Source organism: Hymenobacter jejuensis (assembly GCF_006337165.1).
Classification (GTDB): domain Bacteria; phylum Bacteroidota; class Bacteroidia; order Cytophagales; family Hymenobacteraceae; genus Hymenobacter; species Hymenobacter jejuensis.
In genome coordinates this window covers 270,102-292,661 of record NZ_CP040896.1, presented here as the reverse complement: position 1 = coordinate 292,661, position 22,560 = coordinate 270,102, and the positions used below count along the sequence as shown (strand labels likewise).

The window sequence follows — 22,560 nt, the reverse complement described above, 5'->3', positions numbered from 1 at the left end:
GCTTATAGTTTGCGAAGGGCGAGGGAGTCGGCGGAGGCAACGGGCAGTGTGGCTTGCTGCCCCGCCACTTGCGGGGCGGTGGGCGGCGCCTGGTAAGCCTTTAGCTGCTGATTGATAGCGGGTTGGGCGGTGTTCAGGATGGGCTGCGGGTTGAGGCCCAGCCACAAAATCAGCAGCACCAGGGGCACGGCAATCAGCATTTCGCGCGGGTTCAGGTCGGGTAGAAGGATGCTGGGCTGCACCGGACCCAGAAATACCCGCTGCATCAGCCACAGCGAATAGGCCGTGGCCAGCACCAGACCGCAGGCGGCCAGCACCGTTAGGGTGGGGTTGGCCTGCCACGCCCCAACCAGCGTCAGAAATTCCGCAATGAAGTTGCCCAGGCCCGGCAAGCCCAGCGAAGCCATCACGAACACCAGCGCAATAACGCCCATGCGGGGGGCCGGCGCCCAGAAGCCGCCCATGCGGTTGATGTCGCGGGTGTGGAGGCGTTGGTAGAGAAAGCCCGAGATAATAAACAGCGCGCCGGTGCTCAGGCCGTGCGTAATCATCTGCATCACAACGCCTTGCAGCGCCCACGCATTGAACGCAAACACGCCCAGCACCACAAACCCCATGTGGCTGACGCTGGTGTAGGCCACCAGCCGCTTGAGGTCGGTTTGGGAGTAGGCCAGCATGGCCCCGTACAGAATGCCCACCACACCCAGCAGCATGCCCCAGGGCGCAAACTCCTGGGCAGCAATCGGAAACAGCGGTAATACAAACCGCAGCAGCCCATACGCCCCGGTTTTCAGCAGCAGCCCCGCCAAAATCACGCTGCCGGCCGTGGGCGCTTCGGAGTGGGCGTCGGGGAGCCACGAATGGAACGGCACCACGGGCAGCTTCACCAGGAAAGCAGCCAGAAACCCGAACATCACCAAGCGTTCGGCCTGAATGGTCATGGGCGTATCGAGAAGGCCGAAATAGCCGAACGTATAGATGCCCGTTGCGTTGCCGTGCAGGAAGTATAAACCCAAGATAGCCAGCAACATAAGCAGCCCGCTGGCCTGTGTAAACAGGAAAAATTTATAGGCTGCGTAGTTGCGGTTGGCGTGCCCCCAAATGCCGATCAGGAAGTACATCGGGATCAGCATGACCTCCCAGAAAAAGTAAAACAGAAACAAGTCCATGGTGAGGAACACGCCGGTGATGCCCGCCAGCACCCAAAGCAGGTTGAAGTGGAAAAAGCCCACCCGGCTCGTGATTTCGCGCCAGGAAATCAGTACGGCCAGCAGCCCCAGGAAAAAGGTAAGCAATAGCATCAGCAAGCTCAGACCGTCGAGGGCAAAGCTCAGACTCACACCGAATTGCGGAATCCAGGGCCGCTCCAGCCGGATCAACCACGGCGAATTGGCATCCGCCATGCCCAGGTTGTCGCCCCACATCCAGAGCGTCAGGATAAAGTCGATCAGGACCACCGCGAGGGCGATCCAGCGGGGCAGGCGCTCGCTCCACCGCTGTGAGAGCCATGCCAGCAGCCCTCCTACCATCAACACCACAATCAGCCAGACCAGTATCATAGCAGAATACTTAGGGTGAGAATAGCCGCCGCGCCTAACGCAATGCCTGTTAAGTAGTTGCGTAATACGCCGTTTTGCGTCTGGGCCAGTAGTCCGTGCAGCGACTGGGCGAGGTCGGTGAGCAGGGTGTAGAACCGATCGATGACGTCGCGGCGGTTGAGGTTGGCCAGAAACACGTAGGGCCGCACCAGCAGCGCATCGTAGAGCGCATCAAAACCCCAGCCCGCGTGCCAGAACCGGTGCAGCGCCATCGCCGGACCGGAGCGCTCCAGGCTTTGCACCAGCGCTGGGCTTTTCAAGTAGAATACATAGGCCACGTAGATGCCGCTCAGCGAAACCGCCGCCGCTACCAGCTGCATAATCCACTCCAGCTCATCGTAGTTGGGCTTGACCACAACATCGGGCAAAACCGGACGCAAGAAGTTGGAAAACAGCGTGAACTGGGCCAGGTTGTGCGGCAGCTCGATAAAGCCGCCCACCAGCGAAAGCACGGCCAGCACCACCAGCGGCAGCGTCATCCGGGAGCCGGGATAATGGACGATGGGCGTTTTGCTTTCGCCGAAAAAGGTGATGAACACCATCCGAAACGTGTACACCGACGTGATAAACGCGCCCACCAGCGCCGCTGCGTAAAGACCCAAGCTGCCGCGCTCGCCGGCGAAACTCAGCCACAAAATCTGGTCTTTGCTGTAGAAGCCTGCGGTCACCAAGGGCAAAGCGGCCAGTGACGCCGAACCGATCAGGAAGGTCCAGAACACGACGGGCATCTTGTGGCGCAGTCCGCCCATGCGCGTCATGTCGTGCTCGTGGTGCAGGGCCTGAATGACGACCCCGGCGCCCAGAAACAGCAGCGCTTTGAAGAAGGCATGAATCATGAAATGGAAGATGCCTGCCGACCACGCCCCCAAGCCCAATGCCAGAAACATGTACCCAATCTGGCTGATGGTGGAGTAAGCCAGCACGCGCTTTAAGTCGTTCTGAGTGAGGGCGCTACAGCCGGCAATCAGCAGGGTAAGCGCCCCGATAACGGCCACCGTGGCCTGTGCCACCGGGGCCAGCTCAAACACAACGTGCATGCGCGTAATCAGGTAGACGCCCGCCGTGACCATCGTGGCCGCGTGAATCAGCGCCGACACCGGCGACGGACCGGCCATGGCATCGGGCAGCCACGTTTGCAGCGGCAGCTGCGCCGATTTGCCCACCGCGCCGCCCAGCAGCAACAGCGCCACCGTCAGCGCCACGGGCGAGCCCACGGGCCACACCTGCGCGGCCTGCTCCGCGATTTGCTGAATGTGCAGCGTGCCGAACTGCTGAAACAGCATAAACAGCCCGATCATCATGGCCGTGTCGCCGACGCGCGTGACGATGAAGGCTTTGCGGGCCGCGTAGCCGTTTGCGGGGTTTTTGTACCAGAACCCGATGAGCAGGTTGCTGCACAGGCCCACGCCTTCCCAGCCTAGGTATAGCAGCAGCAGGTTGTCGGCGAGCACCAACACCAGCATGGCGCCCACAAACAGGTTCATGCAAGCGAAAAAGCGGCTAAAGTCCTCATCATCAGCCATAAACTCGGTGGAGTAGAGGTGGATGAGAAAGCCCACGAAGGTGATAACCAGCACAAATACCAGCGAAAGTGCATCCAGATGAAGGGCAATGGACGGACTAAAGCCGGCCACGTCAAACCAGTTCCAGAGCACCTGATGGTAGAAGGTCGGGTTGGGCCGGGCCGTGCTGAATTCCAGGGCCACGGCAATCGCCGCCACGGCCGAAAGCCCGATGCTGCCGGCGCCAATGACAGCGGCGACGGCCCGCGACAGGCGCGGCCCGGCCAGGAGGAGCACAATTGCGCCGGCGAACGGGAAGGCGAGAATCAACCACAGGTAGTGTGCCATAGCGTTATCCTCTCATTAGATTGGCAGCATCGCTGTCGAGGGTTTTGAGGCGGTGATAGATCTGGAGGATAAGTGCCAGTCCGACAGACACTTCTGCAGCGGCCATGGTCAGGATGAAGATGAACATGACCTGCCCATCGGGCTGGGCCCAATGCGAGCCGGCCACGATAAACGCCAGGCCCGCGGCGTTGAGCATGATCTCCACGGAGATGAGCATGAAGATGATGTTGCGGCGAATCAGGACGCTGATCAGCCCGAGCATAAACAGGATGCCGGCCAGCAGCAACCCGGATTCCATCGAGACGGGGTTCATGCGGCGGCCTCCTGTTCCAAAAAGCGGTGAATAACTTTTTTCTTCTGCCGGCCCAGATGATACGCGCCCACAATGCCGGCCATCAGCAGCATGCCGCTCAGCTCGACGCCCAGCACGTAGGGCCCGTACAGCGACAGGCCCACGGCTTTGGCATCGACGGCCCGCACGGCGGAAGCGGCTGTGTTGTCGGTGGTTACGATGTAGATCAGCTCGCCAAAGAGCACCAGGCAAAGAATCGCCGGCCCGACCCAGACGCCGGGCGTTAGCCATTGTTTTTCGTGCTGCACGTCCTCGTAAGTGAGGTTCAGCATCATGATCACGAAGATGATCAGCACCACGATGGCGCCCGCGTAAATGATGATTTCCAGGGCGGCCATAAACGGCGCCCCGAGCGTGAAAAACACCACCGAGATCGCCAGAAACGACACCACCAGGTAGAGCAGCGCGTGGATCAGGTTGTAGCAGGTAATTACCAGCAGGGTAGCCGCTACTGCCACGGCCGCCGCAACGTAGAAAGTTAATTCCATGATAGTCAGGGGATTAAGCTTTTGATGTCGATGGGCTCGCGTTCGTTCTCGGCTTCGCCTTTGTCTTTGCCACCGATGGCCATGCCGGCGACGCGGTAGTAGTTGTAGCCGGGGTACTTGCCCTGTCCGTTGATGAGCAGGTCCTTTTTCTCGTACACCAGATTCTGACGGTTGTACTCGCCCATCTCGAAGTCGGGGATGAGCTGGATGGCGTAAGTGGGGCAGGCTTCTTCGCAGAAGCCGCAGAAAATGCAGCGCGAAAAGTTGATGCGGAAAAACTCCGGGTAGCGCCTACCGGTCTCATCCTGAGTGGCTTGCAGCGAGATGCAATCGACGGGGCAGGCGGCCGCGCAGAGGTAGCAGCCCACGCAGCGTTCGCCCATATCGGGGTCGCGCGTGAGCACGATGCGGCCCCGCCACCGCGTCGAAAGCGGCGCTTTCTCTTCGGGGTACTGGATGGTTTCGCGCTTGTGAAACGCATGCAGAAACGTAAGCCACATACTGCGCAGAAGACTGAACATGGTCGCGGGGCTTTGAGGTGAGGTTAGAGAATAGGCAAGAGTAACTTCACTCACGTCTGTCATCCTGAGCAGAGCGAAGGACCCTATCACCGTTGCTGACGCCTGCTGTTCAGGCGTGATAAGGTCCTTCGCTCTGCTCAGGATGACAAGTGTGTTGTTTAGTAACTATTTGTTAATCAAAACAATAGCTGCCGTCACCATCAGGTTCAGCAGCGTGAGGGGGAGCAGGATTTTCCAGCCGTATTCCATGAGCTGGTCGTAACGGGGGCGAGGCATGGAGGCCCGAAGCAGGATGAATAGGCTGATAAACACGAAAGTTTTGAGCACGAACCACACCATCGGGGGCAGGAACGCCGGGCCGAGCCAGCCGCCGAAATACAGCGTCACGACGAGGCAGGAAATCAGGGTGATGCCCATGTATTCGCCGATGAAGAACATGCCGAACTTCATGCCCGAATACTCGGAGTGAAAGCCCGCGATCAGCTCGCTTTCTGCCTCCGGGATGTCGAAGGGCAGGCGGTGGGTTTCGGCGACGCCGGCAATCAGGAAGATGACAAAACCCACGAATTGCGGGATCACGTACCACATGCCGCGCTGGGCTTCCACGATTTCGCGCAGGTTGAACGAGCCGCTGAGCAGCACCACGCCCATCAACGCGAGACCCATAAACACTTCATAGGAAATCATTTGCGCTGCGCCGCGCATGGCGCCCAGCAGGGCGTATTTGTTGTCAGAGGCCCAGCCGCCCAGGATGATGCTGTAGGCACCCATCGACGACATAGCCAGGAAAAACAGCAGCCCGATGTTGAGGTCGGCGACCACCACGCCGGGGGCAAACGGGATGATTACAAAGCCCATCAGCACCGACACCACCACGATGGCAGGCGCCAGCACAAACACGGGCTTGTCGGCAAAGGGCGGAATCCAGTCTTCCTTGAAAAACAGCTTGATCGTGTCCACGAGCACGATAAACAGGCCAAATGGCCCCGCGCGGTTCGGGCCGTAGCGGTCCTGCCAGAGCGCCAGCATGCGGCGTTCCATCCAGATCAGTCCGGCGGCTACGTTGAGCACCGCGAACAGCACCCCGCCGACAATCAGTAGGTAACTTGGGCTTGCTGTTTCCATTGTAAATCGCTGTTTAAGATGGCCCAGGCAGGTAATTCGGCATAAGGAACGCCCGGCAAACCGACCGGCAAACCGGCCGTGCCGCTCGGGAAATCGGGGCTAATCCGGACCGGCAGCCGGTAGGCCTGGCCGCTGACGTTGAACTCCAGCGGCTCGCCCACGGCGAGTTTCATAGCCAGCGCATCATCGGCATTGAGCACCACGTAGGGCGACGGGGCGCGCTCGTGGATGCCGGGCGCGTGCATGCTCAGCTCTTCCGAGCCGAAAGTATGGTGCACCGGCAGCAGGAGCAGATGCCCGGCCAGCGGTTGGAACTCCTCGGGCGCGCTGGCGAAAAACGCCTCGGCGGCTTGGGCGGCCGGCTCGATCAGGCGCACGCCGGGGTCGCCGCCGTGCAGGTGCCCTCCGATTTCCTGCTGGTACTTGTTGGTCGACTGAATGGAGTTCCAGCCCGGCGCCCAGAAAAACGGGATCATGGAAGCGGGCGGCTCGCCGCGGTAGCCTTCCATGGTGTAAGACATGGCCGAATCAGGATCTTCCGGCGGCTTGGGCTCGCTCACGTTGAGGTTGGCGCGCATGGCGGTGCGGCCGCTGTAGCGGTGCGGCTCGCGGGGGATTCTTTGCCCCGCAATGCGGAAATCAGCATGTGGGGTAATCTCCTCAATACCAGCTAGTTCGGGCTGTGCGGTAGTGATGGCCCGCAGCACATCATCAAATGCCCGCCAATGAGCTATCTGCTTGTGCGACAATGCATTGCCCAACTCCATCAGCCAGCGCCAACTTTCCTGAATATCCTCGGGCGTGGGATATACCTGATAAAAGCGTTGGGCGCGGCCTTCGTTGTTGATGAGCGTGCCATCGGCTTCGGAAAACGTGCCGGCGGGCAGCAGGATGTTGGCTTTTTCGGTGGTCGGGTTGTGCAGGTGATCGAGCACGATGACTTGTTTGCAGGTGGCCAGAAAACGGGTGACGGTCGCCTCCGGCGCGCGGCGGAACAGGTCGTTTTCCAGAATAATCGCCGTATCGGCGTGGCCGTTCCCGATAGCATCGAACGCCGATTCGAGGCGGTGGCCGCCCAACATGGTCAGGCCCAGGCTATTGCATTCGGGCAGCGTGAGCACGATGCCGGCCGCTTTTTCGCGGGCCACCAAAGCCGCTGCAATGTTGGCGGCGGCGTTCAGCATGGCTTCGCTGCCGCTGGAAGTACCCGAAATGACCAGCGGCTTTTTGGCGGCCATCAGGGCATCGGCGATCTGTTGGGCCAGCGTTTGCAGCTCCTGCGGCAGGCCTCCCACTTCGGCGGCATCGGGGTAAATGAGGTGGGCCACGGCGAAGCCCAGGCGGGCGATGTCGTCGGGGGAGGCGAAGTAGGTTTGGGTGGCGATTTCGTCGAGCTTGGTGTGGTCGAGCGTCGCGCTGAAGAGCGGGCCGCGCTCGTTTTGCAGTAGCTCACGCACGGCCGCATCCTGCCACACCGGAAATTTGGCTTTCGGAACTTCCTCGGCAATAGGCTGTTGGCGCACCGACTGCCGCACGGCCAGCGCCAGCATGGGGGCCGTGTTGGTCAGGTCTTCGCCGAGGATGAATACGGCGTCGGCTTGCTCCACTTCTCGCAGCGAAGTGCTGCGGGCCGGGCCTTCGCGCAGAATGCGCAGGGCGAGACAGATTAGATCGTGCTCGGCATCCGACACGCCGTCGTGGAAGTTGTCTTCGCCGACCAGCGTTTTCAGGGCAAAATTCGATTCCAGAGAAGCCCGCGGCGAACCGATCCCGATCACGCGGCCTTGCTTGATGGCGGCGGCCGTGGCCTGTAGCGCGGTCTGTTTATCCGTGGCTTCCGGTAACTGATTGCGTAGCAAGGGTTTGCGAATTCGGTTGGCGCTGTTCACAAACTCATACCCGAAGCGGCCCCGATCGCAGAGGAAATAGCCGTTGACCTCGCCGTTGTAGCGGTTGGTGATGTTGCGCAGCGAGCCGTAGCGCTCGCCGGCCGTGATGTTGCAGCCCAGACTGCAATGGTGGCACACCGACGGGGCCATCGTGAGGTCCCATTTGCGGGTGTAGTGCTGCTTGAGGGTTTTGTCGGTGAAGACGCCGGTGGGGCACACTTCGGCGAGGTTGCCGCTGAACTCGCTTTCCAGCACGCCGTCTTCGCTGCGGCCAAAGTAGAGGTGGTTGTGGGCGGCAAACACGTCCAGGTCTTTGCCGCCGGCATAGTCTTTATAGAAGCGCACGCACCGAAAACACTGGATGCAGCGGTTCATTTCGTGGTTCAGAAACGGCCCGAGGTACTGGTTGCGGTAAGTGCGCTTGTCGAACCGATACTGGCGGTAGTTGTGGCCGGTCATCACGGTCATGTCCTGGAGGTGGCAGGAGCCGCCCTCGTCGCAGACGGCGCAATCGTGGGGGTGATTGGTCATGAGCCAGCCGATGACGTGGGCGCGGAATTCCTTGGCTTCCGCGTCCGAAATGGACAGGCGCAGCCCGTCGCGTACCGATTCCATGCACGACATGAACAGCTTGCCCCGGGTGTCGCTCTCGTCCTTGAAAATCTTCACGGCGCACTGCCGGCAGGCCCCCACCGAGCCCATGGCGGGGTGCCAGCAAAAGTAGGGCAGGTCGAAGCCCAGCGCGAGGCAGACTTCCAGCAGGTTTTTGCCCGCGCTCACCTCGTAAGGCTTGTTCTCTATATAGATGGTTGCCATACCTTGCTCCAGGGACAGTGATGCTCGTAGATGTGTCGTTCAAAATCCTCCCTGAAGTATTTCAGGGCACTTTGGAGCGGTTCCATGGCCCCGGGCGCGAGCGCGCAGAAGGTGTTGCCGGGGCCGAGGTATTTGGTGTGAAACTCCAGGGCTTGGATGTCTTCGGGGTGGCCGCGGCCCTGGTCGATGGCGAGCAGGAGCCTTTCCACCCACGGCAGCCCTTCGCGGCACGGCGTGCAGAAGCCGCACGATTCCTGGGCAAAAAAGTGCTGGAGGTTGTGCACGAAGCCCACCGGACAGGTTTGGTCATCGAGAATAATCATCGTGCCCGTGCCCAGGCGGCTGCCCGCCGCCTGAATCGAGGCGTAATCCATGGGTGTGTCGAGGTGCTGCTCCACCAGGAAGTCAGTGGAGGCGCCGCCCGGCAGCACGCCTTTGAACAGGTAGCCGTCCTGCATGCCGCCCGCGTAGTCTTCCAGCAGCTCCCGAATCGTGACGCCTATGGGCAGCTCCCAGCAGCCAGGCGTCTTGACGCGGCCACTCACGCCGTAGAGCTTGGTGCCCGTGTCGGCGCTCTTGCTCAGGCCTTTATACCACTCCACGCCGTTGTTGACGATGTGTGGCAGATTGCACAGCGTTTCGACGTTGTTGACGATGGTGGGTTTGCCAAACAAGCCGCTCACCTGCGGAAAAGGCGGCTTGGCGCGCGGGTGCGCCCGCTTGCCTTCCAGCGCATTCAGCAAAGCGGTTTCTTCGCCGCACATGTAGCGGCCCACGCCAGTGTGCAGGTACATTTCCAGGTTGTAGCCCGAACCCAGAATGTCTTTGCCCAGATAGCCCGCGTCGTACGCCTCCTGAATGGCTTTGGTAATCTCTTGAGCGGCAAGCTTATAGGCCCAGCGCAGGAACACGTAGGAAATGTTGGCCTGAATGGCATACGCCGCCACAATCATCCCTTCGAGAAGCTGGTGCGGGTTGCCTTCCAGCAGGAGCCGGTCTTTGAAGGTGCCGGGCTCCATCTCGTCGGCGTTGGCTACCAGGTACTTGGGCATCGCCGCATCGGGGCCCATCGGCACGAAACTCCACTTCAGGCCCGTACCAAACCCGGCGCCGCCGCGCCCTTTCAGGTTCGAGTCTTTCACCAGGTTCTGCACCTCGGTCGGCGTCATTTCCTTCAGCACCTTTCGCACCGACTGGTAGCCGCCTACTTGCTCATACTCTTTGAGGCTGAGGGGTTTGCGGCCCGCGACAATGTGCTGGGTAAGGGGCGTTTCCATGGGGAGCCCGCTTTAGGGTTAGCTGTACTTGCTCAAAATCTCGTCGAGTTGGTCCACCGTCAAATTGCGGTACAGGTCGTTGCCAATCATCAGGGCCGGGGCACAGTCGCAGGTGCCGAGGCAGGCGTTGGGCAGGAGGGTAAAGCGCCCATCCTCAGTGGTTTGGCCGTATTGGATGCCTAAGTTGGTAAAGAGATAATCGCGGATTTCTTCGTAGCCCATCACCCAGCAGCTGATGCTGTCGCAGAGCAAAATCACGTGCCGCCCGACCGGCCGCCGGAAAATCAGGTTGTAAAACGTCGCCACGCTGTCGAGCTCAGCGGGCGACATGTCCACAATCCCGGCCACGTCTTTCAGGCTCTCGTCGGAGATCCAGCCGCGGTTGTGCTGCACGATTTTCAGTGCCTCAATACAGGCGGCTTTTCTCTTGGGAACGAGGCTGATTTCGTGCTCAATTTGCAGGATTTCCTCGGCGGTAAGCATGGCGAATGATGGCTGATGCTATGGTTTATAAGTTATTGATAGTCAAATACTTATATACTATGTGTCAGAAGCCGTATTCCCGGTCCGACCGCCTTAGCGGTCCGACCGGTTGACGCCTGAACATCCGCCCCAACAGGCCAAACACCCATCGTGCTGACGGCGATCGGTCGGACCGAGGGGGTTACCGGTCAATATCAGCCAGGACATAATCCATAGCACCCAGGATGGAAAGCAAGTCGGCGACGGAGTAGCCTTTGCTGATGTAGGGCAGCATTTGCATGTGCGGAAACGAGGGAGTGCGGATCCGCACGCGGTAGGGCGAGGTGTTGCCGTCGCTGGTGAGGTAATAGCCGTTGGCGCCTTTGGTGGCCTCAATGCAGCTCATGGCCTCGCCGGGCGGAATCACCGGCCCCCAGCTCACGCCCAGAAAGTGGGTAATGAGCGTTTCGATGTCGTGCATGGTGCGGTGTTTCAGGGGCGGCGTGGTGAGCGGGTGATCGGCTTTGTAGGGGCCTTCGGGCATGTTTTTCATGCATTGCTCGATGATGCGCAGGCTTTGGCGCATTTCGGCCACCCGCACCAGGGCACGGTCGTAGCAGTCGCCGTTGGTGGCGGTGGGCACCTCAAAATCGAACATTTCGTAGCCCGAGTACGGCCGCTTTTTGCGGAAATCCCACTCGAAGCCGCAGGCCCGCAGGTTGGGGCCGGTCACGCCCCATTCGATGGCTTCTTCCAGGGTGAAAATGCCGATGCCTTGGGTGCGCGCCTTGAAAATGCTGTTGCGCAGCACCATGTTGTCGTATTCCTTTAGCTTTTTGGGGAAGTAATCGAGGAAGCTCTTGACCAGCCTTTCCCAGCCGACGGGCAAATCCTGCGACACGCCGCCGATGCGGAACCAGTTGGGGTGCATGCGTCCGCCGCATATGGCCTCCACTATGTCGAACACCCGTTCGCGGTCGGTGAACATGTAGAAGACCGGCGAAAGCTGGCCGAGATCCTGCGCAAATGTGCCGTACCACACCAAATGGCTGGCAATGCGGAACAGCTCGCACATCATCACCCGAATGACCTTCACCCGATCCGGCACCTCAATGCCCGCCAGCTTCTCCACGGCCAGCAGGTAGGCAAGGTTGTTCATGACCCCACCCAAATAGTCAACGCGATCCGTATAAGGGATGTAGGTGTGCCACGACTGCCGCTCGCCCATTTTCTCGGCGCCGCGGTGGTGAAAGCCTATATCCGGAATGGCATCGACAATGTCTTCGCCGTCGAGCTGCAAAATGATGCGGAGCACGCCGTGCGTGCCGGGGTGCTGCGGCCCGATGTTCAGGAACATGAAGTCGCTGTCTTCGCTCTGACGCTCCAGGCCCCATTCCTCGGGACGAAATTGCAGGGCGGCCTGCTCGCGGTCCTGCTTGTCGTCGTAGAGCTGGAAAGGGCCCATTTCGGTGGCGCGGGCAGGGTGCTCTTTGCGCAGCGGGTGTCCCTCCCAGGTGCGTGGCATCAGGATGCGCGATAGGTGTGGGTGCCCGTCGAACTTGATGCCAAACATGTCGAAAATCTCGCGCTCGTACCAGTTTGCGTTGGCCCACAAGCCCGTAATGCTGGGCGCCGACGGAAATTCGTCGGTCAGCCCAACTTTCAACCGAATAAACTCGTTGCGGCCAAAGGAAAACAGATGGTAAACCAGCGTAAAGCTGTACGGCGCGTGGCCGTTGTCCCGTTTGCGCGTGCGCTCGTCGATGGCCGTCAGGTCGAACAGCAGGCGGAAGGGCTGCGCAACCTCGTTTTTCAGAAAAGCCAGCACCGGTTTGATCTGGTCAAGCGGCAGCCAGAGGGTGAGGATCTCATCCCGGGTGGTTTGGGGCTTAAAAATGCCTTCGCCAAATCGCGCCTGCAATTGCTCTATAATGCCGCTGCCATTTTCCATAACTAGGAATTTTAAATTCCTGGGATACTGCTGGTGTTTATGTAACGTATTGATTATTAGTTAATTAATAATATTATAAAATCGTCTGTCATCCTGAGCGTAGCGAAGGACCTTCTCACCGTTGCTGACGTCTGTTGTTCTGCAGTGAGAAGGTCCTTCGCTGCGCTCAGGATGACAGGCGGAAGTGAGAGGAAGGCATGTTTTTCATATTCTTTCTCATACTTCATCCGGGGAGCGGAATTCTGTCATCGTGTCCCAGCGCTCGCGCTTGGTGGCTTTTACTTCGGTTTTGTCGGGGCGGAAAACGCCCTGCTCGCCGATGGTCCAGCTGAGCGGACGTTTTTCGTGGCCGACGCGGTCGGCGAGCAGCATCAGGCCTTCCATGAAGGCATCGGGGCGGGGCGGGCAGCCGGGCACGTACACGTCCACGGGCAGAAACTTGTCGACGCCCTGCACCACGCTGTAGATGTCGTACATGCCGCCCGAGTTGGCACACGAACCCATGGAAATCACCCACTTAGGCTCCATCATCTGCTCATGCAGGCGCTTGATAATGGGCGCCATCTTGATGAATACGGTGCCCGCAATGATCATCACGTCGGCTTCGCGGGGCGTGCCGCGGATTACCTCGGCGCCGAAGCGGGCCACGTCGTACTTGGGCGTCATGCTGGTGGCCATTTCCACGAAGCAGCAGGAAAGCCCGAAGTGGAAGGGCCACATCGAGTTTTTGCGGCCCCAAGCCAGCAGGTCCTGCACGGTGCTGAGCATAACGCTTTGCTGCACAGTCTCTTCGTAGGAGCTAGTGCCCTGAATGGCGTTGGCGGGCGCGTCGGGTTTCGTGAGCCACCATTTCATAGTTGTGGGCCGTTTTAAGGTCGCAACATCCGTTTGTAAGCCCGTAATATGCGTTGGCCATCAGGCCCGAAATCGAGCGCTCCGTTGCGCCATTCGTAGATCAGCACCACTACCAGCAGCACAATGAAGGCCAGCACTCCGCTGTAGCCGTACCAGCCTAACTCCTTGAAAGCGATGGCCCAAGAGACGATAAAGATGGTTTCGATGTCGAAGATGACAAAGAGCATCGCCACCAAATAAAACTGCGAGGAGAAGCGAATGCGCGCGGTGCCTTCGCCCACAATGCCGCCTTCGTAGGGCTCACCCATGGCACGGGCCGTGTGGTGCTGCCCCAGCGCGTAGGAAAGCCCCAGGATCGCCGCCACCAGCCCCAGTACGATGCCGCCGTACACCAGAAGTGGCCACAATACCGGCCCCGTTCCGCTTGAAGCATGCATAGCCTTTCCGCCTCCGCACGGATTTAAAGTACTACCCGACTAAAATCTATTTGAAAAAAGATAATGCGTTTGCTATCAGGTGCCTGAAATGTAGTGCTCCAGGTTTTCTATAATAAATTTCTGCTCGTCGATGATGTATTTAACGATGTCGCCAATGGAAATCAGGCCGATGACGGTATCGTTTTCCAGCACCGGTAAGTGGCGGATGTAGCGACTGGTCATGAGTTTCATGCACTCCTCGACCGAGTCGTTGGGCGAAACCACCACGGGGTGCTCACTCATGATTTCCTCCACGTGCGTATGCTTCGACGCCTTGCCCCGCAATATCACTTTTCGGGCGTAGTCGCGCTCGGTAAAAATGCCCAGCAGATGGCCGTCGTGCATTACCATCAGCGCGCCTACGTTTTGCTCCACCATTTGCTCCAGCGCTTGGTAAACGGTGAAAGTGGGTTCTACATAGAAAAGATTTTTGGGTTTTCTCTGCAAAATGTGCCTGACAGTTCCCATGTGGTCCTCCCTTCCGGCTTAGAATTTATTTATACTAAAAATTCAATTTAATATACGAATAATATTGTTGATTTCGCGAATATTATTAATTCATAATTATTTGATCTATAGTTACTTACCGTAAGCAGTAGTAATGAATAACCTCTGGTAAGTCGAATAAAACGCTCCGGGCGCCGTACCGGGCACAGCAAAGCATCGCTGCTGTTTAGTAATATTCTTTTGTCTTCCCTCGGCACGCCGAATTTCCCCTGCTCTTTGGATGACCAATAGCCCTGCAAAAAAGCAGCTATAAAAACTGGCTCGCGCCGCGAAAGCAGCGGAAGGCAAGGCGCATTTTCCGGAGAAAAAGAGGAGCCCTGAGCCGACACGCCGCAAACGTTATCGTGAATAAAGTCAGCGAGTTTCGTGAAGCCAAGAGCAAGTTTTCGGTACTTACCTGGAGTATCCGGCATAGTCCGGAAATGTTGCGACACCCCTGCAAACCCTAGCTCGCCATGAAGCACATCCCCACAAATCCCACTCATTCTTCCGGGAGCCGGCACGCCGCTGGCCCGGAACGGCAAAACTTAACCTCCGTTTTGGTCGGCATGGCGTTGTTAGCCTTTCTGGGCATCGTACAGCCGGTGCAGGGCCAAGCCAAAACCCAGCCGAAGCAGCCCGTTCTGGGAAATCGTTCGGCTAAAATCATAGAACAGAACGGCCTGAAGTTCAAAGACTTGAATAAGAACGGCAAGCTTGACAAGTACGAGGACTGGCGCTTGCCGGCCGAAGCGCGAGCGCAGGATTTGCTGAGCAAAATGTCGGTGGAGGAGAAAGTCGGGTTTATGCTCATCAGCAGCACCCGCCTGAAAAACGACTGGTCGTTTGACACGCCCAAAACCAAAGACCCGATTACCAGCGGCTTCAACGAGGATGACATGGTGGCCACCACCAACATGTTTACGAAAAAGCCACTGCCCGTGCCCGTTATGAGCGCCGCCGGCACTACCAAAGCCGTGAGCCAGTATCATTTACGGCATTTCATCCTGCGCGCCAATCCGTCGGCTCGCATCATTGCCGAATGGGCCAACAACCTGCAAGCCCTCTGCGAGCAGCAGCCCCTGGGCATTCCGGCCATCGTGACGTCCAACCCGCGCAACCACATTACCTCCACGGCCGCTATTGGCACCAGCGTGGGGCAAACGGCCTTTTCGACCTGGCCCGGTGAACTGGGCCTGTCGGCGATGCGCGACCTGAAGCTGACGCGGGAGTTTGCCGACATTGCCCGGCAGGAGTGGGTGGCGACCGGTCTGCGCAAAGGCTACATGTACATGGCCGATTTGGCCACCGAACCCCGGTGGCAGCGCGTAGACGGTACCTTCGGCGAAAATGCCGACTGGGTAGGCCAGATGATCACGCAGGTGATTCTGGGCTTTCAGGGCCCGAAATTAAGCCCCACCTCTGTGGCCCTGACTACCAAGCACTTCCCCGGCGGCGGAGCCGGGAAAGAGGGCCAGGACCCGCACTTCGATTGGGGCAAGCAGGAGGTGTTTCCGGGCGGTATGCTGGCCAACAACCTGATTCCGTTCAAGGCCGCCATCAAAGCGGGCACTTCGTCCATCATGCCGTACTATTCGATGCCCGTTGGCACGCAGTACGAGCAGATTGCCTACGCCTACAACAAGGCCATTATTCATGATTTGCTGCGCACGCAGCTCGGCTTCAAGGGCATCATCAACTCCGATACCGGTCCGATTGAGATGATGCCTTGGGGCGTTGAAGACCTGTCGATTACGCAGCGCTACCAACGCGCCCTGGAAGCGGGCGTCAACATCTTCGCCGGCACCGCCGACCCGACCGAACTGCTGAAAACGGTGCAAAGCAACCCCAAAGACATGCCGCTCATCAACGATTCGGTGCGGCGGTTGTTGCTAGAAAAATTTGAGCTTGGCCTGTTCGAAAACCCATACGTCGACGCAACGGCCGCCGAAAAAATCGTGAACAACCCCCGGTTTGCGGCCCGCGCCAGTCTGGCGATGCGCAAGTCCATTGTGCTGCTGCGCAACGAGACGAAAGCCTTGCCTCTCAAGGCCAAAACGAAAGTGTATTTCGAGACTTACAACAAACGGTTTGGCACGCCGACCACGGGCCCCGGCGACGTGTACGCTTCCAAAGATGCCTCGTATCCCGTCGATTTTGTGGCTACTCCCGAAGAAGCGGACGTTATCTTGCTATGGATCAAGCCGGGAGCGAAGCCGTTGTTTGCCTCCGATGGGTCGCCCTTGGAGCTTTCCTTGTCTAAAAATGGTGTGGATGTAGCGTATGTAAACGCGCTGGCAGCCAAAAAGCCCACCGTGCTGGCCATCAACTACACCAACCCTTGGGTTATTGGTGAGATTTATGGTGACGCCACCAAAAGCCAGATCAAAGGCGTACTGGCCACTTTCGGCACCACACCCGAAGCGCTGCTCGACGTTGTAACCGGTAAATTCGACCCTACCGGCAAAATGCCCTTCACAACTCCGATTTCCGAAGCTGCCGTTAAGAACCAGAAGGAGGACGTGCCAGGCGACAAGGAAGGCCCTGGTTATCCGCTGTTTAAGTACGACGAAGGGCTTAGCTATAAAGGCAATCTGTAGAAAAATCGGGGCTTGGATGTTGCTTATCTGGAAGCAAAGGGCCAATACTGGCTGCATAGTCTGTACTTTTGCGTGGATATTTGCACTTTACCCATGCCCCGATTTTTTGCTTTCTTATTCTGCTTTTCCTTGATTCTGGCCGCTTGTACCCGCGAGGGCGTAAGGAGCAAGGATACTTCTATGAGCAGAAAGAGCGATATACTGGAAACGATGAAGATTGCGGTGCCGCGCCAGGCCAACCGCAGCGTTTCGTTTACCAACAAAGCCGCCGCCTATTACTTCACGCAAACCCACGAAACCAATCATCCGGAATACGCTTGGTTTGAAGGTCTCAACATTGCCAAAAACCGCGTTTTTGGTGGCTATGACCTCTTTGTCGGTGACCAGAAGCTGGACAATCGCGCAGCCGAAGTTGTAGTCTACCCCTACAAGCTGGAGCGGCGGCACGGGCCGGCGCTGGTTGAGGACCTTTGGCTATTTGACTACAAAAACGTACTGGAAATAACCCTGCGTGGGGCCACTCAACCCTTAGGCATCGCGCTAAAGGGCGACAAGGTGCATTACCTGCGCCAGCAGGACAACGTGGCCTTCTTCTCGGCGCGGGAGGGAGGCTACCTTATTGCCGTGGCGCCCAAACAGGCCCAATCTATCAGTATAATCGGCCAGCGCGTAAGTGCCTCTGGTGATGGATTTTACGTGTTAGTGGGCAAAGGCGAAGCCGAAATCACTGCTTTGCTGCAGGAGGTGCGGCGCAACGGTACCGGCTTGCAGCAGGCCCGCCAGGATCGCATGCGGCAATATCTGCTAACCAACACGTACCTACGTTCCAGCAACGATTCGCTGGACCTGGCTCTGCGTTGGCTGGCCACCACCATGGACCAGCTCGTGACGCGCCAGCAGGGCGATGGCATCTACGCCGGCCTGCCTTGGTTTAATGAGTATTGGGGCCGCGATGAGTTCATTGCGCTGCCGGGAGCTGTGTTGGTGACCGGACAGTTTGAAACGGCAAAGCAGATTCTGCTTTCGTTTGCCAAGTTTCAGCAGACCGACAAAAGCTCGCGCTACTACGGTCGGGTGCCTAACATCGTGAATCCGAGCAACATCGATTATCACACCACCGACGGCACGCCGCGGTTTATCATTGGGTTGCAGGACTACGTGAAGTACTCCGGCGACACCTCCCTGATTCGTCAACTTTACCCTAACGTGCAGGCCAGTATCGAAGGCGCTTTGCAGCATTGGGTGGATGCGAAAGGCTATTTACTGCACGAAGACAACGAAACCTGGATGGATGCCCGCGATGCCAACCTCGTGGCGTATACGCCGCGCGGCAGTCGGGCCAACGACATTCAGGCGCTGTGGTACCAGCAGTTGCTGGCCGGGGCGTATTTCGCCACCTACATGCACGATTCGGCCAACAAAACGAAGTGGGAACGCTTGGCGCAGCAAGTCAAAACGCATTTTGAGCAGGACTACCGCGACCCGCAGCACGACTACCTCGCCGACCGCCTCGACAAGCATAACCAAGCCGACTTTACCCTGCGTCCCAACCAACTCTACGCCCTGGACCTGGTGGACGACCCCGCTTTTAAGCACCAGGTAATCCGCAAAACGTGGGAGGAGCTGGTGTATCCGTGGGGCGTGGCCTCCCTGGATCGCCACGATCCGCAGTTTCATCCGTTTCATCTGGCGCCGGAGTACTACCACAAAGATGCTGCTTACCACCGCGGAGCTATCTGGCTCTGGAACAATGGCATAGCCATGCAGCGCATGATCGAAGCCGGGCAGACCGAAACGGCGTACCAACTCTTTGCCAACATGAATCGGCAGGCCCTGACCCGTGGCGTAGTCGGTGGCCTGAGCGAAAACATGGATGCCTATCCGCACCCCGGCGAAAGCTGGCCCCGCCTGACGGGCGCGTACTTACAGGCGTGGTCCAATGCCGAGCAGCTGCGCATTTGGTACCAGTATTTTCTGGGCATCCGCCCCGACATGGCCAACCACCTCCTGACCTTGGCGCCGCGCATGCCGGCTTCGATCAAGAATCTGGAATACAACTTCTTGGTAGGAAAGAGCTCAGTATCAGCCCAGTATGAGGCCGGCCACATGACGGCGTACTCCTATACTTTCAACGATTTGGAAGCCAAAGTAATAGTTGATGTGTTTCCCTTTGCGCCCACTGCGGTAGTTGTCAAGAAGGAGTCAGTGCTGAAAGTAGAAGCAACCGACCAAAAGTTGGCGATTCGGCTGGTAGGGAAAGGCGGTAAAATCCTCTCGGAACAGATGGTAGCGCCCTCAGCGGCGTTGCTCGCCCAGCGGGAACAGAGTACGAAGATTTTGAGCGGAGTTTCCTTTGCCCAACCGCTTGATTTAAAGCTGCATCCGGTTCTAAATCAGACAAAAAAATAGCCCTTTCGGCAAGCTGAGTTTCGAAGCACCACAGCTTGCCGAAAGGGCTATTTGTAAGGTTATAAGTCCGGAATTGAGTCGTGAAACGGAGGTGCTCTATCCCAACTGGCGCAGCCAGGCCTCGGCCGCTGGCACTTCTTCAAAGAGTCGGTAGGTGAGGGCGGCCGCTTGGGCTTCGTGCATCATCTGGCTAACCGACAGGCGCGCAAATACATCGTGAGGCAAGAGTACGGCGCCGTAAAGCGGCTGCTTGTCGTCGCCTTGATGGGCAAGCCAATAATCCACAATCCAGGCGCTTTCTTCCGGCGTGAACGGAGCCATCAGGCGCTGATCGCCTAGCAGCTTGCGCCATCCACGCAGCCCCAGCAAGCGGCCGGTATGAGTCAGGAAAGCCTTAAGATGATCAAATTGGCGCGGCCCCGGTTGGTACTGTACCCAGGCAATGCCATCGGGGTGTTCCAGAATGCGGCCCACCGGGTTTTCAAAATACAGACGCAACGGTTGAGTAAGGGGCAGGGGCATAGGCAAATACAAATCAGGGTGGGAAAACCGGCTTCCCGGCTGGTTGGCTCCGACGTTTACAAATACTATTCCAAAGCGGCTACCGTTGAGCTAGCCCATATTACTTGCTATTAAGAGTAGATCATTGGTAATCAACCGATAGCCTAGATAGCAATAAAAAAACCTGGTCTAATAAGACCAGGTTTTTGTAGTTCGTCGGAAACGCGGCAGGGCGCGGTAAAAATAGATTTTCAGGAAGCGAACGGCCCGCTGGCCGTCTTCGGCCGTGAGGTGCCAGACATACGGTATGTACATGTCAGGAAATGTAAAAGTGGAAGTAAGGCGCGGACACACGTTTCCCGGCGGGAAAATTTATGCCCGTGCGTAAAAAAAGACTAGTACTAGCAAGCTGCTGTACTAGTTAAAATACTGTGAATGAGCGGCTTGCAAAAACCCTTTTACCAAAGTTTAGTGTCCAGAATGCCGGGCGGCAACGGAGCGCGCTCGCTCAGGCCCAGAATGCACCAACCGTGCTCAAGGCCGGAATGGCCGCCGTGCACTACCGTGCTGACCCATCGAAGCAAGGTGCGGCCGCTGTCCTGCTCATATTCGCGCAGAATCAAAGCATCACCAACTTGGTAATCGCGGTCATTGTACCGGACGTCGAAGGGCCGGGTGCCGGCCTCTAGGGCCGCGTATTCAGTGGCCCCAATCTCTAGCTCGTGAGTGCGGTAGGGGGTAGGGCCGGTATGTAAATTGAAATGTGAAGTATGGCGTATCATTGTGAGTTTCATTGGAGTGGAAGTTGGGTTTTCCATGTGCCCGAAAGTCTTTCAAGGACTCAAAGACTTGGCTTCGAGTAAGCTTTCGTGGGCAGTTCGAGCGGGCTTTGGCTCGAAGCAGAAATGGAAATACAGTATAACTAATTGACTATCAATTGGTTATACTGAAAGCTCCCGAAAAAGGTTTGGGTTTCTGCTATTTCCCAGGCTGTGTAAGCCGAATGACTTGCTCCACGCGTCGGAGCAAGCGGTGCCGGGACGCGGGCTTGCAGAGAATTGTAACTTCTGCCTCGCTATGGCGAGAATCCCGTGATGCGTCTCTCAGAGTAGCTTTTGCTGAAAATGCTGAGAGAGCATGGCACACCAAATACAAGCACAAAGGTACAGGCTCCAGAGGGGCCTGACTACGCCTGAGTTATCCAGTTATGGTGCTGTATTGACTTTATAAAGTTGCTGTAAACCGGCAGGATGTAATGCAGTATTAGTTTGAGGATATTCTCTGCGTAAAGGGCACAAAAAAGGCGCCCCACCCAGAGCGCCTCTTTATAATCCGGAACCGAAGAAATTCCCACCCAACTTCGGCCCGAACCAACCGTTGCTGCAAATACTTAGACCGAAGTCCGCAGGATTTGGCAGTGGTTAGCCTATTTCGGTCACTTTTCGCTTCGGCTTGCAGGCCAAAAAGAATAGTGCCGTAAAGTCTTTGTGTCTGTGCCTCATTAACAGTGAGTTACAAACCAACTATAACAAAAATACGGGCCCGGCGAAGGAACTACTACGCCTGTATTTGCCTTTTTCAATGCTATATTGACTTAAACCGCCCGATTTGCTTCTTTTTGGGCGTTAGTCCAGCACCGACATGAAACTACAATTTGAGCCCATCCAACCTTTGGCAGGTAGTTCGTTTACACTCCAGCACAATACCGACGTCGAAAGCATCCATGTTCTCTGGCATTATCACCCCGAATACGAGCTGGTGTACATCCCGTCGGGGCGGGGGCGGCGGCACATTGGGCAGCATAACGCCCAGTATGAGAACGGAGAGCTGGTTTTTATCGGGCCGAACCTTCCGCACCTGAGCTTTAGCTACGGTCGCCAAAACCCCTACGAGCAGATTGTGCTCCAGTTGCGGGCCGACTTACTGGAAGACGCGTTCGGGAAATTTCCTGAGTTAGCGGCCATCAAGCAGCTGTTTGCGCGGGCGCACCAAGGCCTGTCCTTCGGCGCCAAAACCCGCACCGCGATTGGCAGCGCCTTGCAGGAAATGCTGGCGCAACCGGCTTTCCCGCGGTTGCTTTCCCTGTTGCAGTTGTTTCAGCAACTGGCTGAAGCACAGGATGCTGAAGTTCTGCACGCCGACAACGGCGGCCTGATGCTGCACGGCAAAGAGAAAGAACGCCTGAGCAAAATCTACCGCTACATCCAGCAGCACTTCAGCCAACCCATCGAGGTAAGTGACTTGGCTTCGTTGGCCAACCTGTCGGTGCCGGCTTTTTGCCGTTACTTCAAAAAGATGTCGGGGCAAACGCTGACGGAGTTTTTGCAGGAATACCGCGTCAGCCAAGCGTGTGTGCTGCTGCTTGAAGATTTGCCCATCACGGAAGTTAGCTACGCCAGCGGCTTCAACAACCTGTCGCATTTCAACAAAACCTTCCGCCGGCTGATGGGAGTGAGCCCATCGGCGTACCGCAAGCAGAAAATGGAGGAGTTGGAGTAGGAAGCTACAAGTTAATGTAGATGATAATTAATTGATTATTAATGATTTATACGTAGGCCACTATTCCTTAGGTCGAGGCTTTTTGCTCCATTTACCCGTGGCCAGCTAGTGCACAGGGCATACCTTATAATAAAGTTGCTTCCGGCCGGCAACTTTTGCGTTCGGCGCCGCTACCTTAAGGTCGATGGAGGAACTACACTGGCTCAGACGACGCTATAGCCTGCTGCGGTGGAAGCGCCGCGTGGTGATTCTGATGATAATCAACCTGTTGGGAATTGGCTACTTGCTCATGGAGTGGTGGTTCTCGATGGGGCATCACTGAGTGCTTGCTGCAAGAAGCAAAAACCGGAGAAAGTACGCGCAGCGGTTGCTGATTGGCTGATTATAAGTAAGTTGCTGCACTGC

20 protein-coding genes are annotated in these 22,560 nt (G+C 57.5%); 4 read left to right on the top strand and 16 right to left on the bottom strand.

Translation table 11 applies throughout. The features are described 5' to 3' along the window. Positions 1-2: 2 nt before the first annotated feature. From nuoM to FHG12_RS00970, 13 genes are all read right to left on the bottom strand, one after another. Positions 3-1,559: an NADH-quinone oxidoreductase subunit M gene (gene nuoM, locus FHG12_RS01030; protein ID WP_139513731.1), complete on the bottom strand. Its 1,557-nt coding sequence runs from the start codon at positions 1,557-1,559 to the stop codon at positions 3-5. Next, complete coding sequence (gene nuoL, locus FHG12_RS01025; protein ID WP_139513729.1) at positions 1,556-3,448, bottom strand: NADH-quinone oxidoreductase subunit L; 1,893 nt, start codon at positions 3,446-3,448, stop codon at positions 1,556-1,558. The genes nuoM and nuoL overlap by 4 nt, the downstream gene beginning before the upstream one ends. 4 nt (positions 3,449-3,452) lie before the next feature. Further along, complete coding sequence (nuoK, locus tag FHG12_RS01020; protein WP_230471243.1) at positions 3,453-3,746, bottom strand: NADH-quinone oxidoreductase subunit NuoK; 294 nt, start codon at positions 3,744-3,746, stop codon at positions 3,453-3,455. 11 nt (positions 3,747-3,757) lie between these two features. Beyond that, positions 3,758-4,288 (bottom strand): NADH-quinone oxidoreductase subunit J, encoded by a 531-nt coding sequence (nuoJ, locus tag FHG12_RS01015; RefSeq protein WP_139513724.1) that lies wholly within the window; start codon positions 4,286-4,288, stop codon positions 3,758-3,760. A 5-nt stretch (positions 4,289-4,293) separates the two neighbouring features. After that, the gene (gene nuoI / locus FHG12_RS01010; protein ID WP_139513723.1) at positions 4,294-4,809 is read right to left on the bottom strand and encodes an NADH-quinone oxidoreductase subunit NuoI; all 516 of its coding nucleotides are present in this window, start codon (positions 4,807-4,809) and stop codon (positions 4,294-4,296) included. Positions 4,810-4,974: 165 nt separating this feature from the next. Further along, the gene (gene nuoH, locus FHG12_RS01005) at positions 4,975-5,934 is read right to left on the bottom strand and encodes an NADH-quinone oxidoreductase subunit NuoH (RefSeq protein ID WP_139513721.1); all 960 of its coding nucleotides are present in this window, start codon (positions 5,932-5,934) and stop codon (positions 4,975-4,977) included. Continuing rightward, entirely contained in the window at positions 5,904-8,639 is a 2,736-nt protein-coding gene (gene nuoG / locus FHG12_RS01000; protein ID WP_139513719.1) for an NADH-quinone oxidoreductase subunit NuoG, read from the bottom strand. Before nuoG ends, nuoH begins: the two co-directional genes overlap by 31 nt. Then, a complete protein-coding gene (gene nuoF / locus FHG12_RS00995) occupies positions 8,621-9,916 on the bottom strand; it encodes an NADH-quinone oxidoreductase subunit NuoF (protein WP_139513717.1) in 1,296 nt (431 codons plus the stop codon). The genes nuoG and nuoF overlap by 19 nt, the downstream gene beginning before the upstream one ends. An 18-nt stretch (positions 9,917-9,934) precedes the next feature. Further along, positions 9,935-10,399 carry an NADH-quinone oxidoreductase subunit NuoE gene (nuoE, locus tag FHG12_RS00990; protein WP_139513715.1) on the bottom strand — a complete coding sequence of 155 codons (465 nt, stop codon included), beginning with the start codon at positions 10,397-10,399 and terminating at the stop codon, positions 9,935-9,937. Between the two features lie 181 nt (positions 10,400-10,580). Beyond that, entirely contained in the window at positions 10,581-12,329 is a 1,749-nt protein-coding gene (gene nuoC, locus FHG12_RS00985) for an NADH-quinone oxidoreductase subunit C/D (protein WP_139513713.1), read from the bottom strand. Positions 12,330-12,545: 216 nt separating this feature from the next. Beyond that, positions 12,546-13,184: an NADH-quinone oxidoreductase subunit B gene (locus FHG12_RS00980; protein WP_139513711.1), complete on the bottom strand. Its 639-nt coding sequence runs from the start codon at positions 13,182-13,184 to the stop codon at positions 12,546-12,548. Positions 13,185-13,198: 14 nt separating this feature from the next. Beyond that, on the bottom strand, positions 13,199-13,591 hold the full coding sequence (locus FHG12_RS00975) for an NADH-quinone oxidoreductase subunit A (RefSeq protein ID WP_230471242.1): 393 nt from the start codon (positions 13,589-13,591) through the stop codon (positions 13,199-13,201). Positions 13,592-13,696: 105 nt separating this feature from the next. Further along, positions 13,697-14,107 (bottom strand): CBS domain-containing protein, encoded by a 411-nt coding sequence (locus tag FHG12_RS00970; protein WP_230471241.1) that lies wholly within the window; start codon positions 14,105-14,107, stop codon positions 13,697-13,699. A gap of 608 nt (positions 14,108-14,715) precedes the next feature. Between FHG12_RS00970 and FHG12_RS00965 the strand changes: the two genes are divergently transcribed. Both FHG12_RS00965 and FHG12_RS00960 read left to right on the top strand, forming a co-directional pair. After that, the gene (locus FHG12_RS00965; protein ID WP_139517645.1) at positions 14,716-16,746 is read left to right on the top strand and encodes a glycoside hydrolase family 3 protein; all 2,031 of its coding nucleotides are present in this window, start codon (positions 14,716-14,718) and stop codon (positions 16,744-16,746) included. 180 nt (positions 16,747-16,926) lie between these two features. After that, entirely contained in the window at positions 16,927-19,155 is a 2,229-nt protein-coding gene (locus tag FHG12_RS00960; RefSeq protein ID WP_165699266.1) for an amylo-alpha-1,6-glucosidase, read from the top strand. Positions 19,156-19,251: 96 nt separating this feature from the next. Here FHG12_RS00960 and FHG12_RS00955 read toward each other — a convergent pair whose 3' ends face one another. From FHG12_RS00955 to FHG12_RS00950, 3 genes are all read right to left on the bottom strand, one after another. After that, a complete protein-coding gene (locus FHG12_RS00955) occupies positions 19,252-19,677 on the bottom strand; it encodes a hypothetical protein (RefSeq protein ID WP_139513703.1) in 426 nt (141 codons plus the stop codon). A 168-nt stretch (positions 19,678-19,845) separates the two neighbouring features. Next, positions 19,846-19,971: a hypothetical protein gene (locus tag FHG12_RS21245; RefSeq protein WP_262711438.1), complete on the bottom strand. Its 126-nt coding sequence runs from the start codon at positions 19,969-19,971 to the stop codon at positions 19,846-19,848. Between the two features lie 143 nt (positions 19,972-20,114). Beyond that, positions 20,115-20,450 carry a DUF3850 domain-containing protein gene (locus FHG12_RS00950; protein ID WP_165699265.1) on the bottom strand — a complete coding sequence of 112 codons (336 nt, stop codon included), beginning with the start codon at positions 20,448-20,450 and terminating at the stop codon, positions 20,115-20,117. An 847-nt stretch (positions 20,451-21,297) separates the two neighbouring features. Between FHG12_RS00950 and FHG12_RS00945 the strand changes: the two genes are divergently transcribed. Together FHG12_RS00945 and FHG12_RS20975 are read left to right on the top strand one after the other, a co-directional pair. Further along, a complete protein-coding gene (locus FHG12_RS00945; protein WP_139513700.1) occupies positions 21,298-22,155 on the top strand; it encodes an AraC family transcriptional regulator in 858 nt (285 codons plus the stop codon). 184 nt (positions 22,156-22,339) lie between these two features. Further along, positions 22,340-22,477, top strand: a complete 138-nt coding sequence (locus FHG12_RS20975) for a hypothetical protein (protein ID WP_165699264.1) — start codon at positions 22,340-22,342, stop codon at positions 22,475-22,477. Positions 22,478-22,560 lie beyond the last annotated feature (83 nt).

What these genes read in the sequence shown, in the direction of transcription:
- FHG12_RS00945 (WP_139513700.1), top strand. Translation starts at nt 21,298, where the DNA reads ATGAAACTACAATTTGAGCCCATCCAACCTTTGGCAGGTAGTTCGTTT.
- nuoC (WP_139513713.1), bottom strand. Translation starts at nt 12,329, where the DNA reads ATGGAAAATGGCAGCGGCATTATAGAGCAATTGCAGGCGCGATTTGGC.
- nuoL (WP_139513729.1), bottom strand. Translation starts at nt 3,448, where the DNA reads ATGGCACACTACCTGTGGTTGATTCTCGCCTTCCCGTTCGCCGGCGCA.
- FHG12_RS00965 (WP_139517645.1), top strand. Translation starts at nt 14,716, where the DNA reads ATGGCGTTGTTAGCCTTTCTGGGCATCGTACAGCCGGTGCAGGGCCAA.
- nuoE (WP_139513715.1), bottom strand. Translation starts at nt 10,399, where the DNA reads ATGCTTACCGCCGAGGAAATCCTGCAAATTGAGCACGAAATCAGCCTC.
- nuoI (WP_139513723.1), bottom strand. Translation starts at nt 4,809, where the DNA reads ATGTTCAGTCTTCTGCGCAGTATGTGGCTTACGTTTCTGCATGCGTTT.
- FHG12_RS00980 (WP_139513711.1), bottom strand. Translation starts at nt 13,184, where the DNA reads ATGAAATGGTGGCTCACGAAACCCGACGCGCCCGCCAACGCCATTCAG.
- nuoJ (WP_139513724.1), bottom strand. Translation starts at nt 4,288, where the DNA reads ATGGAATTAACTTTCTACGTTGCGGCGGCCGTGGCAGTAGCGGCTACC.
- FHG12_RS21245 (WP_262711438.1), bottom strand. Translation starts at nt 19,971, where the DNA reads ATGTACATACCGTATGTCTGGCACCTCACGGCCGAAGACGGCCAGCGG.
- nuoH (WP_139513721.1), bottom strand. Translation starts at nt 5,934, where the DNA reads ATGGAAACAGCAAGCCCAAGTTACCTACTGATTGTCGGCGGGGTGCTG.
- FHG12_RS00950 (WP_165699265.1), bottom strand. Translation starts at nt 20,450, where the DNA reads ATGAAACTCACAATGATACGCCATACTTCACATTTCAATTTACATACC.
- FHG12_RS20975 (WP_165699264.1), top strand. Translation starts at nt 22,340, where the DNA reads ATGGAGGAACTACACTGGCTCAGACGACGCTATAGCCTGCTGCGGTGG.
- FHG12_RS00960 (WP_165699266.1), top strand. Translation starts at nt 16,927, where the DNA reads ATGAGCAGAAAGAGCGATATACTGGAAACGATGAAGATTGCGGTGCCG.
- nuoF (WP_139513717.1), bottom strand. Translation starts at nt 9,916, where the DNA reads ATGGAAACGCCCCTTACCCAGCACATTGTCGCGGGCCGCAAACCCCTC.
- nuoG (WP_139513719.1), bottom strand. Translation starts at nt 8,639, where the DNA reads ATGGCAACCATCTATATAGAGAACAAGCCTTACGAGGTGAGCGCGGGC.
- FHG12_RS00955 (WP_139513703.1), bottom strand. Translation starts at nt 19,677, where the DNA reads ATGCCCCTGCCCCTTACTCAACCGTTGCGTCTGTATTTTGAAAACCCG.
- nuoK (WP_230471243.1), bottom strand. Translation starts at nt 3,746, where the DNA reads ATGGAATCCGGGTTGCTGCTGGCCGGCATCCTGTTTATGCTCGGGCTG.
- nuoM (WP_139513731.1), bottom strand. Translation starts at nt 1,559, where the DNA reads ATGATACTGGTCTGGCTGATTGTGGTGTTGATGGTAGGAGGGCTGCTG.